This window comes from Paenibacillus sp. MZ03-122A, assembly GCF_024213325.1.
In the GTDB taxonomy this organism is placed as follows: domain Bacteria; phylum Bacillota; class Bacilli; order Paenibacillales; family Paenibacillaceae; genus Paenibacillus; species Paenibacillus polymyxa_B.
Map to the genome: position 1 here is coordinate 244,475 of NZ_JANAVI010000007.1, position 13,483 is coordinate 257,957.

Sequence of the window (13,483 nt, forward strand, 5' to 3'; positions counted from 1 at the left end):
CTATATTTTATTATACCCTTCTGAACGGCTTCGTTTAACCAGCAAATTGGAGACTCGGGTTGTGAAATTAAAAGATATACAAGAAAGCGTTCCAGTCACGGTCACACTTACCGGACGGGAACGCCTTTTCGGTTATTTCGGCAGCTCTGCCGGATAATACTGCAGCCAGCGCCTTAAATCCGCGCTATGGATGACACGCTTGGGATCTTCACCGACTAGGCGAAGTCGCTCCAGCACAAACTTGATTTCACCGGAGCCTGCCTCGATTCCTTCCTGCTCCAGCATATATTGAACTGCACTTCTGCCCGAATGCTTGCCGAGTATGAACGAATGGTCAGTGCCCAGCTCGTTTGGATCAAGGGCCTGATAGGCGGCACGCTCCTTTAGCAGACCGTTGATATGTATGCCGGATTCATGGGCGAATACCATGTCTCCCACAATGGGCTTGCCTTCGGGAACGATTCGGTTGGAGGCTTTAGACACCAGTGCAGCCAGCGGGTTCAGCAGTTCGGGACGGACGTTGCAGGTTCCTTGATATAGGTCCCTCCACGACATCACCACCTCCTCCAGCGCCGTATTGCCTGCTCTTTCCCCAAGTCCCGACACCGTGGTACTGGCCCAGACAGCTCCCGCCTGCAAAGCTGCCAGTGTATTGGCAAGCGCTAGACCATAATCATTATGACAGTGAATCTCAAGCTCCACATCCTGCGGCACGCGCGATACAAGCCTGTCTATACGGGCAGCTATCGCAGCGGGATGGTGAACAGACAGCGTATCGGCATATCTGAAGCGCCGGATGCCATCCCTGTAGAGCTGATTCGCCAACTGCTCAAGGAACAGGTCATCTGCCCTTGAAGCATCCTCAAAGCCTACGGAAACAGTCAATCCTTTACACTGACCGTAATCGACAGACTTGCGGATCAGCTCTGTCACCTGCTCAGGATTCATACCCAGCTTGGCCTTCATCTGCACCGTCGACACGGGAACCGAAATATGGGCCCAGCCGACGCCTGTCGATTCAGCTGCATCAATATCCGTGAACACCGCGCGATTCCAGGTCATTAGCTTCATCTGAAGTCCGAGAGCAGCAATCCTGGCAATAGACCTGCACTCCGCCTTTCCCATTGCCGGAATTCCGATCTCAGCCTGCTCCACCCCCGCCGAATCCAGCATGATGGCAATTTCAGTTTTCTCCTCGGCCGAAAAGGCAACGCCCGGAGCCTGTTCTCCGTCACGAAGTGTCGTATCACAAATATGCAACTGACTCATCTATATCCCCTCCCGTTCCGCAGCAAGGACAACACGGGTTGCGTTTGACTGCTATGGTGCAGCTGCTCATATCCAGCACATTCATACGGTACATACGGTCAGTGAACAGATTGCCCGCATCTGTAATCCATTTGACCGCTTCCAGTGCAGCCATACAGCCAATCAAACCGGAGGTAGCTCCCAGAACCGGGAATCCCAGAGGCTCCCAAGGCTGTCCGCCTTCCGGGTAGAGACATTCCAGGCATGCCGTCCTACCGGGATCAATGGTCATCAATGATACTTCATAGGCGTACATGGCCGCTTCTATCATCGGTCTGCTATGTCGAACACATAGTCTGTTCAGCGCATATCTTTCCGGAAAGTCATACCGTGCATCAATCACGATATCCGCCGCTTCTACCCATGGTCCAGAGGATCCTTCCGTGATTCTGTGGGCGTAGCCCTCAAGTTGGGTCTCTGGGTTAATACGATACAAATGCTGCAATGCCGTCTCCATCCGTTCCTCCCCGATTCGTCCGCTGTCCATCAGCACCTGCCGGTTCATATCGGGTAAATGGATTACGCCCTCATGGGCCAATATCAGCTTTCCCACTCCGGCAGCGGCCAGGTACATGGCCGCTGTTCCTCCCAATCCTCCGATGCCTGCGACCATAACAGTAGCTTGCTTTAGCTTGTTCTGACCTTCCACTCCCAGCAGCTTCAACTGGCGTCCGTATCTACTGTCTTCCAGCAGCTGTACCATTCTCCACCCCCTCCATATGCGGCCCCGCCATTAAGATATTCGGTCCGCAGGATCTTGACACCATATCTGGTTTCTCTTCCTTACAGAAGGCTCATGATTCGGCTTTGCCACTGCCCTCCTCAGCATGCAGGATTTTGGCAAGCCACATGGGCGGATTACGAGCCAGCATATTCTGGAGACGCTGGACCTGCTCCTCAATGGTGCTGCCGAAGGCCACCTTCACAGGCATAATGGTCCGCTTGGTAACCTGTGCGGCGGCCGAAGCGCCGATCTGTACCAGAAAGATCAAGGCACAATCCTCGATCAGGCTAATTCGGCTGGCGATCTTGCCCGCCTCGTTCTCATCGCTCCCCAGGGCTATCCGCCGATGCTCCAGGAACTGGACGCCTGAGTGCCGGATTTCGAATACAGTGAACATAGGACTCTGCCCAAAATGAGCATTCACAAGCACACCGTCTTCCGTCGCAAATGCAACCTTCATCCTCCCTTCCCCCTCTCGGCAAGTAATACATTGCCCACCTTATTCACCCATTCCATGGTTCCACGGTATCCGACGCTTACGGATGTGTGGGCGCCCAGCTCGTCATACACCGGCAAGCCTGCCGGCACGAATGAGGCGCCAGCCCGTGCCGCTCCCTTTCTTCCATGCGAATTGCTGATCCACAAATCAACGCCCTGCGCGCTCTCCTCTGCGTCATCCAGATCACCGATCCAGACTTCCCGTTCTGTCTTTTGCAGTGCGGGCGTGCTGCAGGGTGTTATTAGCCGTTTCAGTTCCACTCCCATCTCCTCCAGCCAGGCTGCGGTCGACAGCATATGATCCGGTTCTAGCGCCACTACAGCGGAAGCGCCGGAATAATAGAAATGGGCATCCAGTATGCTGTCCAACAGATTTTCACGCTGCCAGCGGAAGCGAACAGGGGCTGGCTCGCGGCTGATTTTCTGCAGAAAATGTATGAATGCATCGCTCGCGGCCAAGCCAGACAGACCCGTGAACAAGTGGTAGGGAATGCCTGCGGCATGAGTCAGCCTGCGCGCCGGACGCTCCATGCTCGCGCCAATGGCAATGGTGCAGGAAGACTCCAGCATCTGGCAGGCTGAATCCAGCGGAGTCCCCCCTCTCGTCAAAGGGGAAAAACCTGTCAGCAGATGACCGGACAAGGAAGTGGAGATATCGGGGAGTGTAATAACCTCCAGGCCGAAGGAAGCAATAATATCCTTGATTTCCATGACATCTCCGGCAGTCAGATAAGAAGCCGGCAGCAGATTGACCTGCGTCCGGCGCTGTTTTTTGGGGGACTTGCCTCCGACTAACCCGAGTACGGCATCCACTAGCGACTCTACTGTACTGCTGTAGCCCGTCTCCAGAGAACCGTGAAAATCAGGCAGCGATACAGAAAACAGCAGACTGTCCTTCAATGCCCGTTCTCGCTTGAATGCCTTTACCCTAGACTGAAAATCAACGCCTGCCACCTCGGTGAGGGCCGTGCTGATCACGCCGATGACATCTGGATGGTGTTTGGACCAGATATGATCCAGCGCCTCCTCCAGATTCCGATCTGCATCAAATATAACGTCCATCTCTTGCAGCGCAGAGGTCTGAACGGCAATCGGCTCTCGAAAATGGCGAGTCAGCAGCGCCTTGGAGAAGGCCGAGCAGCCCTGAGCGCCGTGCAGCAAAGGCATTGAGCGATACATCCCCTGCAGAGCCAGCACGCCGCCCAAAGGCTGTCCTACCTTGAGCGGGTTGACACTGACAGGCTTCGTGGCGGATTTAATCGGCAAATTCCGTCTCCTCCTCCCATGGAGCCAATTTGGCGGTCAGTTCCCATACCGGATGCTGTAGCGTATGCACAAGCTGTTTCGCCAGAGATAACAGCCCGTCATAGCCCGCATAGGCTTTGTGCCGTTCTTGATTGATGTCCACAAAAGGAATTTGTTCCTTAAGCGCCATATACATGTTCCGGCCCCCGGCAATGACCATGTCTGCCTTGCGGCTCCGTACGGTCTTGAGAATCTGCCGGGCGCCGCCTTCCGGGATGTATTCCGCATCATCTCCGATACGGTCAGCAATCCGGGATACATCCTCGGCAGTGCTTTTATTCGTGCCTACACCAACCACCTTAATGCCCAGCTCCTGCAAAGCCGTAATGACAGACCAGCTCTTTACACCCCCGGTATAGAGCACTGCCCGCTTTCCTTTCAGCTGCTTGCGGTAGGGCTCCAGCTCCAGCGATAGCCTCATTTCCTCCCGTGCGGCCAGCTTATCCACCCGTCTCTCCACATCACGATCTCCGGTCAGGTAAGCCATCTGTCGCAAGGAATAACTCGTCTCCTTTGCTCCATAAAATGAACCTTCAAAATAAGGAATGCCGTATTTACGCTCCATTTGGACTGCCAGACCCAGCAAAGCCCGGCTACATACGACCATATTGGCCTTGGCACGATGCGCCCATCCCACCTCACGAAACCGACCGTCTCCGGTAATTCGGGACAGGATACTCATTCCCGCCTGCTGCATCAGCCGCTCGATATGCCACATCTCGCCGGCGATATTGTATTCCCCAATGAGATTGATATCATGGGAGGTTGTCTGTTCCGGCTCGGTGCTGCCGATAATATGCTGGAACAGCACGTCTCCGGCCAGCCGGGTCCCGAGATTCTTGCTGCCCACAAATCCCGGGCTGTTCACCGGAATGATCGGCGTTCCCAGCTGCTCTGATTCAGCCTTGCAAACTCCCTCGATATCTTCACCCGTGAGGGCTGTGACGCATGTGGTATAGACGAATACAGCGGGAGGAGCAAAGCGGCTGACAATGTAGCGGATCGATTCATGCAGCTTTTGTTCACTACCAAAAATGATGTCCTGTTCTCCAAGATCAGTAGTGAAGCCATACGCCGACAGCTCCGGGCCGCTGGACAGGCTGCCTCTGCTCTCCCAGCTATTGCCGAGACACGCAATCGGCCCGTGCACCAGATGAGCCGCATCTGCAATGGGGATCAGTGTAATCTGGGCCCCGTCAAAGGAGCAGCCACCCGAAGCCTCCCCCGGCACAGGCCGGGGACAGGGCGTGCTTTTGGGAATTTTTTTGCCGCAGGATACCTCCAGCCTTCCGTTAGACACAGCCGGCTCCATCCGCACAACCCCCTTATTTCAGATAGAATCCATTGAAATCACAAGCAAGCTGTCAACTTCCATCTACGCGATACAGCAGTTAGCGCACTAGATCAAAGCTATGATCCGGAGCCTGCTCCTCCATGACATCCAGTACGGTATTCACGAATTGGGTAAGCAGATTTAGCGCACCCTGGTAGCCGATAATCGGATAACGATGCAAATGATGCCTGTCGAAGATCGGAAAGCCCACACGGAGCAATGGAATTTTCGCTTCTTTCGCCGCGAACTTCAGGTGGGAGCTACCAATAGCCAGGTCTACTGGGGTCTGGAACAGCAGCGAACGCATATGCCACAAATCCTGACCGGAATGAACCGTGGCTTCTGCACCGTAAGGGCTGGACTTCAGCAGAAGCTCTGCTTCCTTCTCAAATTTCCGGTCCCCATTGGAGCACACAATATGCACCGGCTCCATGCCCAGCTCCAGACAAAAGCCAATCAGGCCGATGAGCATATCCGGGTCTCCCGCCATAGCCACTCGTTTGCCGTGCAGATAAGCATGCGAATCCATCATGGCATCCACAATTCGGGCGCGCTCCTGCTTCAATGCCTCGGGAATTTCTCTTCCAGACAGGCGGCTAATCTCCTCAAGCAACCGATCTGTAGCCCGGATGCCCAGCGGTGTGGAGATGGAGAACACCTGCTGCCCCCAGGTTTGCTTCATATAACCTAATGTTTTACGAAGAGAGTACTGCTGGATCGCCAACGTGCCGGCAGCATCTGCGGCCTTGGGCACATCCTCAAGCGGCGTTCCCCCGTTATAGTAGCTGTACTCTCCAGTAGCCCCTGAATCAAAATTACTGCTGTGGTCACCTAGAATGGTATACGTAGCGCCGAACATCCCCAGTATGCGCCGCATTTCCGCAAAATTGCCCGTATATCCGTCAAACCCGAGCAGCACATTCAGCTTCAATTCATGACCAGGCTGCGGCGTCCGGCCTGACTTGTTATACAGCGTCTCCAGCACAGAGCGCAGCATGACGTCATAGCCTGTAATATGTGAACCGGAGAAGCTGGGGGTATTGGCAAAAGGAACCGGCATATCCTCGGGAAGGGCTCCCTCCTGACGGGCATTGGCCAGGAAGGCAGACAGATCATCCCCGATCACCTCTGCCATACAGGTCGTGCATACCGCAATCATCTCCGGCTGATACAAGGCAATGCAGTTCTCTATACCGTCAATGAGGTTGCGCATGCCGCCGAATACGGCGGCATCCTCGGTCATCGAGGTGGAGACGGCAGGAACAGGCTCTTTGAAGTGGCGGGCAAGATGGCTGCGGAAATAAGCCGTACAGCCCTGTGAGCCATGAATGAACGGGAGCGTTTTTTCGAAGCCCAGCGCAGCCATGACCGCTCCCAGCGGCTGACAAGCCTTGGCCGGGTTCACAACTACGGCTGTACGAGCGAAATTCTTATCCTTGTATTCCTTGGTCTTGGTATACTCCAGGGTGGCGGTAACCTCCTCTGGCGAGCAAGGGGCCTCAAAAGCCCGTTTCTCCTCACGCTGGCGCACATATTTATCCTGCCGAAACAACTGATTGTGATCGACAATGTTCAGACGCTCGCTCATACCGACACCTCCGCAGTCTGCCGTGATGGCAGCAGGCTCCATACTGGACTGTTTATGGTCATATCCATATCACGCGCAAAAATCTTAAAGCCGTCAAAACCATGATAAGGCCCGCTGTAATCCCAGGAGTGCATTTGACGGAAGGGAATGCCCATTTTGTGATACACGTATTTCTCCTTGACTCCGGCGCCCATTAAGTCAATATTCAGCCGCTGGGCCAATTCCTCCAGTTCATAGGCCGTTGGATCATCGTACAAAACAGTGCCTTCCTTTACATCGGGAAACGTCTTTTCGTAATCATCCTTATGGGCAAATTCATAGCCTGTAGCCACAATTTCCATACCCAGATCCTCATAGGCACCGATGGTATGCCTTGCCCGCAGCCCGCCAATCAGAAGCATCACCTTTTTGCCTTCCAGACGTGGGCGGTATTTACGGATGACCGCCTCCATCTGCGGCATATATTGGGCAATGACCTGCTCACATTTTTCCTGAATCGTCTCGTCAAAGCGGGCAGCAATCGCTCTGAGGCTTTCCATCGTCTTCGTCGGGCCAAAGAAGTTATATTCCATCCAGGGAATTCCGTATTCCTGCTCCATTGTTGTGCACATATAATTCATGGAACGATGACAATGGATCAGATTGAGCTTGGATTTATGGGCAATCCCCAGCTCATTGATCGTACCGTCACCCGACCACTGCGCTATGACCCGCAGTCCCATTTCCTCCAGCAAAATGCGCGAGGCCCAGGCATCACCGCCGATATTGTAGTCCCCGATAATGGAGACATCATAAGGCCCGCACTCCTTTAGCTCACGGCGTCCCATTAGAAAATCTCGGATAGCATCATTGGCAATGTGATGACCCAGAGACTGACTCACCCCGCGAAAGCCCTCACAACGTACAGGAATGACCGGAATGCCCAGCTCCTCTGTCATCTTTTTGGCCACAGCCCCGATATCATCACCAATCAGTCCGACCGGACATTCAGATTGTACGGAGATGCCTTTGGCCAGCGGGAACATCTCCTTAATTTCCCTGCAGATCACCTCCAGCTTCTTATCTCCGCCGAACACGATATCCTTTTCCTGAAAATTGCTGGTAATCTGCATGGCGGTAAAATTATCGATGCCCAATACCCCATTCGCATAATTGCGTCGGGTACCCCAACTGTATTGCCCGCAGCCGATGGGACCATGGCTAATGTGCACCATGTCTTTAATCGGGCCCCATACCACACCCTTGGAGCCTGCAAAAGCACACCCCCTTGCTGTCATAACGCCGGGCCGTGATTTCATGTTGGACTTGATGGAACAGGTTCCGCAGTTCACAAGCTCCTCATCCGCGATCTCAAAATGCTTGGTCCGATCCTTCTTGGCCTTCTCGGGATATATCTCCAGTATCTCCTCTACGATCTGCTTTCCCTTATCCACAATACTGCTCATTTGGCCTATTCCTCCCTCCTGCGAGCTGTGCGTTCAGCTCCCCCACCATCACACGATGATTCCGTCATTAAGCCTTCTGGCTACAGCCTACTGCCCAGACGCCTCAGCTTTGTTAATTGCGGTTTCTTCATCCTCAATAATGCCGAATTCCATCAATAGCTCCTCCAGATCTTCCATGGAAATAGGAGTAGGAACCGTCAGCATATCGTTATTCAAAATCTTACCTGCCAGCTCTTCATACTCCGCAGCCTGCTTATGTTCCGGGTTATATTGGGTAACAGTCATACGGCGCAGCTCAGCATGCTGCACAACATTGTCACGCGGCAAAAAGTGGATCATCTGCGTATTCAGTCTTCTTGCAAGCTCTGTAATCAATTCCGCTTCCAGGTCCGTATTCCGGCTGTTGCAGATTAATCCGCCCAAACGCACCCCGCCGCTGTTAGCATACTTCAATATCCCGCGCGCAATATTGTTGGCAGCGTACATAGCCATCATTTCGCCTGAGCATACAATGTAGATTTCCTGCGCCTTCTTCTCCCGGATCGGCATGGCGAAGCCCCCGCACACGACGTCCCCCAGTACATCGTAGGATACAAAATCCAGCCCTTCGTAGGCCCCCTCTTCCTCCAGAAAATTAATGGCTGTGATGATGCCGCGTCCTGCACAGCCGACACCAGGCTCTGGCCCGCCGCATTCCACGTTCAGAATGTCACCGAAGCCCTTCTGGACAACATCCTCCAGCTCCAAATCCTCTACCGTGCCCCTTTCAGCAGCCAGATGTAGCACGGTCTGTTGGGCCTTCGTATTCAAAATAAGACGGGTGGAGTCTGCCTTGGGATCACAGCCTACGATCATAATTTTTTGTTTGAATTTGGTCGCGAGTTGAGCCAGTGTATTCTGCGAGGTTGTCGATTTGCCGATACCGCCTTTACCGTAAAACGCAATTTGTCTCATATTTTCTCAGCCTCCAAAATGTTCAATGGGTAAATCCGAATGATTGCCCTTAACTCCCTTATTGCGCTTACTTCCCTTATTGCTCTGCACAGGATACATATAACGCAGAAATTTTACATATTCCAGAACGGATTCCTCAATATCCCCGCCGCATACAATAGGCAGCACGCCAGCTTCCTGCAATGCCTCTTTGGGAGCTTCGCCTATGCCGGACGACAGCAGCAATGCACAGTCATGCACCATGGAAAGGATCTCCTTCATCGTCTCGACCTTGTCTCCATTGCAATCGGCTTTCCCATGGCAGTAGGATTGCACCTTACGAATGCCTATGAAATTTACGATAGTCCCGTCGCTTTCATAGATCATGAATTCCTTGGCACGACCGAAATGCTGATTCACCTTCCCTCCGCCACGACTGGCCACAGCGATTAGGACTGGCTTTGAGGTAAAGCTTGCTTCAGGCTTATCCTCCGATAACGGGCAGCTACATCCAACCCCGGTTGACGTTTTTTTGTGGTGCGATTGTCCCTCCTTGCGTTCCATTCTCACTCTCACCTTCTCATCCAGTTCTTTCTGAAATTGTGCCCTTGCCTCTTCATCCATGGGAGGAGCAGCCGCAATGTTCTCCCATGTAAAATCCTGATTGCGATCCTCGCCCAGCAGTCCAATCGCATCCGCCCTGCACTGACGGCAATGGCGCATAATGACAGCTCCCGCCTCAGCACATTGCTCCTGCAGCTGCCGGACCAGACGGGGACGGGGGGCCCGCATCCCTTCCTGCTCATACTGACTGCCGGGTGCGATGATGAGCGGCATAATGTTGTGCAGTACCGCGCCGTGCTCCTTGACCACCCTGGCTACCTCTGGCAGATGGGCATCATTGACTTCGGGAATCAGCACCGAGTTTACCTTGCACAATACGCCTCTCGAAGCCAGCATCTTCAAGCCTGCCAGCTGGCGGTCAATCAACAGCCGCGCGGCCTCCTCTCCTGCATAGCGTTTTCCTTCATCGTAGACCCATCCATAAATGCGGCTCCCCACCACTGGATCTACAGCATTAATCGTGATCGTGACATGCGAAATACCCAACTCTACAATCCTGTCGATATGCCTGATCAAGGTAAGGCCATTCGTGCTGAGACAGAATATGACATCCTTAACTGTCTCACGGACCCGGCGGAAGGTATCGAAGGTTGCCTCCGCATTGGCCAGCGGATCTCCAGGTCCCGCAATGCCGACAACGGACAGTTGCATCAGCTGTGCCGCTACGCCATAGGTCTTGCTCGCCGCCTGCTCCGGCGTGAGCAGTTCACTAACAACGCCGGGACGGCTTTCATTGACGCAATCGAATTTGCGGTTGCAATAATGGCACTGAATATTGCATGCCGGGGCTACTGGAAGATGAATGCGTGCAAAATAGCGATGTGCCTCTTCGTTATAACAGGGATGTCGTCTAAGGGTGTCCAATGCTAAGGGGGTTTCCGAGAGATCAGCTAAAGAGTCCATTCATTCCCTCCTCTCTACGTTATATTCCCTAACACAATTCTCTGTTTTTGCCTGGAATATAATTACATCTTAGAGACAGGGACAAATACAGTCAATTCGCTTCTCCATGAAATCCCTGACATTTATCCTCATTTCACATATGTGTCAAATTTTACGTCAAGTAATGTATCGTACACTTTACATGTGCGCGGTTACATTTCATATTCTCAATAACATCAAGACGTAAAAAAAGAGAGTCCGTAAATACGGCTCTCCTTTTGAGACAAGAAATTTCATTATATATTTTGGGAAATAGTCTCCTCTTATCATTCCTTCACATCTATTTCCGTCCCATCGACTTTCGTTCCATCGACTTCTTTTTCATCTACCTCTGCTGCCTTTGCCTCATCCACCTCTGCTGCCTCTACTTCATCCGCTTCGTCACTGCTCTCTTCCTCTATTAAGGCTTTTGGCGTGTAGAGCTTGGGAATCGGCACATTCGCCCAATCCATATCGGACGCAAAGTAAAAGCTCGTATAGGACGGCTGGTTATACCCGGTATTTTGACGTGCCACATCCGTGCGATACTGCGGATCATGCATCAACGTGTACAATTTATGCGTCGTAGGTTCTGTGCTCAGATAGATACGGATTGCTGAGCTATCCGCTGTACGGACGAGCATTTCCTCCCGCCAATCTCCGAAAATGTCGGCTACCAGCGATGGCGTTCCTTTCGTATAGTTGTTCGTTTTGGTTCCAGTGGCGGTCAACAATGTACCTCGTTTCCAATCCTCAATGGTTGGGGTTACATCAATTGCGCCGTTTACGATTTGTGTGGTCATATCAGCTGCCCATTTGATACTCATATTGGTACCGGGCATCTTCGTATCCAGCTGTTTACCCGCTGCGGTCCACAGGCCTATGGCCCAGGTCTCCAGACCTCGCTGATCCGGGTCTATGTCACCGACCATTCCCCGACCTGTATCCTTGCCGGAATATGCGCCGTAAATGATTTCACCTGTTTTGGCATCCCGCAAAGAATAGCCATATGGAGCGTAAGTGCCACCTTCATGTACCATAAAGATTTCTTTGCCGGGGCGATCCGGGTCAATATCGGTTACATGCAGCGCATCACCATGTCCCAATCTGGCGGTTTGACCCCGAGTTGCGCTTTCAGGAGGCATGACATCAAATGAGCTGTACAACAGGCTGCCATCATGGTCAATCGTGGCGGAACCGTATACGATTTCGTCCTTGCCGTCACCGTCCACATCCACCACGCTCAAAGAATGCGCTCCTTGTGTGGTCAAGGTGCCAAATTTCGGGTCCGTTCCATCACGCCCATGCGGACTATCGTTAAATGGATTGGTCATCGGTGTCCAGCCACTGTCTACCATCCAATGTTTTTGGAGATGGCGACCATCCCATGTGTAGGTAGCCAAGGTGGAACGCGTATAATAGCCGCGTGCAAATACGGCGTACGGCTTGCGCCCGTCCAGGTAAGCCACACCTGCCAGGAAGCGGTCCACGCGGTTGGCGGGTTCAATTCGGGCCATAGCGTAGTCGCCCCACATGAGGCCATCGTCATGACGCTCCGGCTCATAGCGGATGGTATCCAGCTCAGCTCCCGTTTTCCCCTTGAAAATCGTCAAATACTCCGGTCCATCGACAATGAAGCCCTCGAACTCTCTCAGCTTGTTTTTGTCGCTCCGTGATGGTGCATATACATCCATAAAGTAGTCTGTCAGGCTTTCCGCATCCTTTCGGGATAACGGATAACTGTACTTCGGAGCGATGCCAAAGCATTCCTCCAGCGTAGCAGGCCATTGTCCCTTGACCACTTCTTCATGCTTCGTCCAGTTCATGAACATGTTCACCACATGCTCATAATAATCCGAGCGACTCAAACGGTAATCGTCCTCATGTGTAATCCCTGCTTTGCGATCCTCACGTGGCAGAGTAATATACTTTTCTTTTTTCGGCTTGCCCTTCTTATCAAAAGAAATCGTTTTGGTCCCTGGAGCCGTTTTGAACATCAGCTCGGCTTTACCATCGCCGTCAAAATCGTACACCATTATCTGTGTATAATGTGCACCTGATCGAATATTCACGCCCAAGTCGATCCGATACAACAGCTTGCCTTCGGCCGTATACGCATCGACATACGTATTTCCGGTATACCCCTTCTGAGATACATCCTTGGAGTTCGACGGGTCCCATTTTACAAAAAATTCATATTGCCCGTCTCCGTCCACATCCCCCACACTCATATCGTTGGCCGAATAAGTATAGGATTCACCTGCGGGTGTTACACCATCGGCAGGCTTTTGGAGAGGAAGTTCATAGTAACCCTGCTGCCATGGCTTCACTTTAGCGCTACGATCCTTTTCCTTACCTTTTACGACTGAAGCTACTCTGTACACCGCATTTCCGGTTCCTTCCTTATCCACATAGTTGGTGCTGTCAGTCACCGTCGCGATCTTCTTACCGTCACGGTATACGTTAAAGTCTGCTCCTGTCAGCCCCGTTGGACCGTAACCGTTCACTTCTTGAGCCAATAACCGCCAGCTTAAAAATATCCCCTCCTGCGTCACCGCAGCTACCAATCCGCGATCCAGCTTTTCCAGCTGAATGCTGCCGCTACGGTTCTGTTCTACTGCAATTGCTGATTCCGCCTGCAGTGTGGGTTCGGATAAGTCTTCCGCAGCCACTCCTCCAGTCGTCCCCGTCATCGCCAGCATCGCTGCCAACGCGGCGGTCAAGCTTCCCTTTCGCCACACGCCTTTCCCTCGAGCCATTCAGGTCGTCCTCCTCAATTGTATTGTGATGACAAGCTAATACCT

The 13,483-nt window shown here is 52.7% G+C and carries 10 protein-coding genes; all 10 read right to left on the minus strand.

What is annotated here, in order from left to right; genetic code table 11:
- Positions 1–132: 132 nt before the first annotated feature.
- A complete protein-coding gene (locus NLX74_RS17105) occupies positions 133–1,269 on the minus strand; it encodes a homocitrate synthase/isopropylmalate synthase family protein (RefSeq protein WP_254329403.1) in 1,137 nt (378 codons plus the stop codon).
- On the minus strand, positions 1,247–2,011 hold the full coding sequence (locus NLX74_RS17110) for a HesA/MoeB/ThiF family protein (RefSeq protein ID WP_254329404.1): 765 nt from the start codon (positions 2,009–2,011) through the stop codon (positions 1,247–1,249). Before NLX74_RS17110 ends, NLX74_RS17105 begins: the two co-directional genes overlap by 23 nt.
- A 91-nt stretch (positions 2,012–2,102) precedes the next feature.
- Positions 2,103–2,492: a NifB/NifX family molybdenum-iron cluster-binding protein gene (locus NLX74_RS17115; protein WP_254329405.1), complete on the minus strand. Its 390-nt coding sequence runs from the start codon at positions 2,490–2,492 to the stop codon at positions 2,103–2,105.
- Positions 2,489–3,796, minus strand: a complete 1,308-nt coding sequence (gene nifN / locus NLX74_RS17120; RefSeq protein WP_254329406.1) for a nitrogenase iron-molybdenum cofactor biosynthesis protein NifN — start codon at positions 3,794–3,796, stop codon at positions 2,489–2,491. The genes NLX74_RS17115 and nifN overlap by 4 nt, the downstream gene beginning before the upstream one ends.
- Complete coding sequence (gene nifE / locus NLX74_RS17125) at positions 3,786–5,147, minus strand: nitrogenase iron-molybdenum cofactor biosynthesis protein NifE (protein ID WP_069291235.1); 1,362 nt, start codon at positions 5,145–5,147, stop codon at positions 3,786–3,788. The genes nifN and nifE overlap by 11 nt, the downstream gene beginning before the upstream one ends.
- Before the next feature lie 79 nt (positions 5,148–5,226).
- Entirely contained in the window at positions 5,227–6,756 is a 1,530-nt protein-coding gene (nifK, locus tag NLX74_RS17130) for a nitrogenase molybdenum-iron protein subunit beta (protein WP_254329407.1), read from the minus strand.
- Positions 6,753–8,201, minus strand: coding sequence for a nitrogenase molybdenum-iron protein alpha chain (gene nifD / locus NLX74_RS17135; RefSeq protein ID WP_254329408.1), 1,449 nt, complete (start codon positions 8,199–8,201; stop codon positions 6,753–6,755). Before nifD ends, nifK begins: the two co-directional genes overlap by 4 nt.
- Before the next feature lie 87 nt (positions 8,202–8,288).
- Positions 8,289–9,155: a nitrogenase iron protein gene (gene nifH, locus NLX74_RS17140; protein WP_254329409.1), complete on the minus strand. Its 867-nt coding sequence runs from the start codon at positions 9,153–9,155 to the stop codon at positions 8,289–8,291.
- Between the two features lie 6 nt (positions 9,156–9,161).
- Positions 9,162–10,661: a nitrogenase cofactor biosynthesis protein NifB gene (nifB, locus tag NLX74_RS17145; protein WP_254329410.1), complete on the minus strand. Its 1,500-nt coding sequence runs from the start codon at positions 10,659–10,661 to the stop codon at positions 9,162–9,164.
- A 305-nt stretch (positions 10,662–10,966) separates the two neighbouring features.
- Positions 10,967–13,438 carry a rhamnogalacturonan lyase gene (locus NLX74_RS17150; RefSeq protein ID WP_254329411.1) on the minus strand — a complete coding sequence of 824 codons (2,472 nt, stop codon included), beginning with the start codon at positions 13,436–13,438 and terminating at the stop codon, positions 10,967–10,969.
- Positions 13,439–13,483 lie beyond the last annotated feature (45 nt).

Excerpts from the sequence above, each read along its gene's own strand:
- nifD (WP_254329408.1), bottom strand. The coding sequence starts at position 8,201 with ATGAGCAGTATTGTGGATAAGGGAAAGCAGATCGTAGAGGAGATACTG.
- nifE (WP_069291235.1), bottom strand. The coding sequence starts at position 5,147 with ATGGAGCCGGCTGTGTCTAACGGAAGGCTGGAGGTATCCTGCGGCAAA.
- nifB (WP_254329410.1), bottom strand. The coding sequence starts at position 10,661 with ATGGACTCTTTAGCTGATCTCTCGGAAACCCCCTTAGCATTGGACACC.
- nifK (WP_254329407.1), bottom strand. The coding sequence starts at position 6,756 with ATGAGCGAGCGTCTGAACATTGTCGATCACAATCAGTTGTTTCGGCAG.
- NLX74_RS17105 (WP_254329403.1), bottom strand. The coding sequence starts at position 1,269 with ATGAGTCAGTTGCATATTTGTGATACGACACTTCGTGACGGAGAACAG.
- NLX74_RS17115 (WP_254329405.1), bottom strand. The coding sequence starts at position 2,492 with ATGAAGGTTGCATTTGCGACGGAAGACGGTGTGCTTGTGAATGCTCAT.
- NLX74_RS17110 (WP_254329404.1), bottom strand. The coding sequence starts at position 2,011 with ATGGTACAGCTGCTGGAAGACAGTAGATACGGACGCCAGTTGAAGCTG.
- NLX74_RS17150 (WP_254329411.1), bottom strand. The coding sequence starts at position 13,438 with ATGGCTCGAGGGAAAGGCGTGTGGCGAAAGGGAAGCTTGACCGCCGCG.
- nifH (WP_254329409.1), bottom strand. The coding sequence starts at position 9,155 with ATGAGACAAATTGCGTTTTACGGTAAAGGCGGTATCGGCAAATCGACA.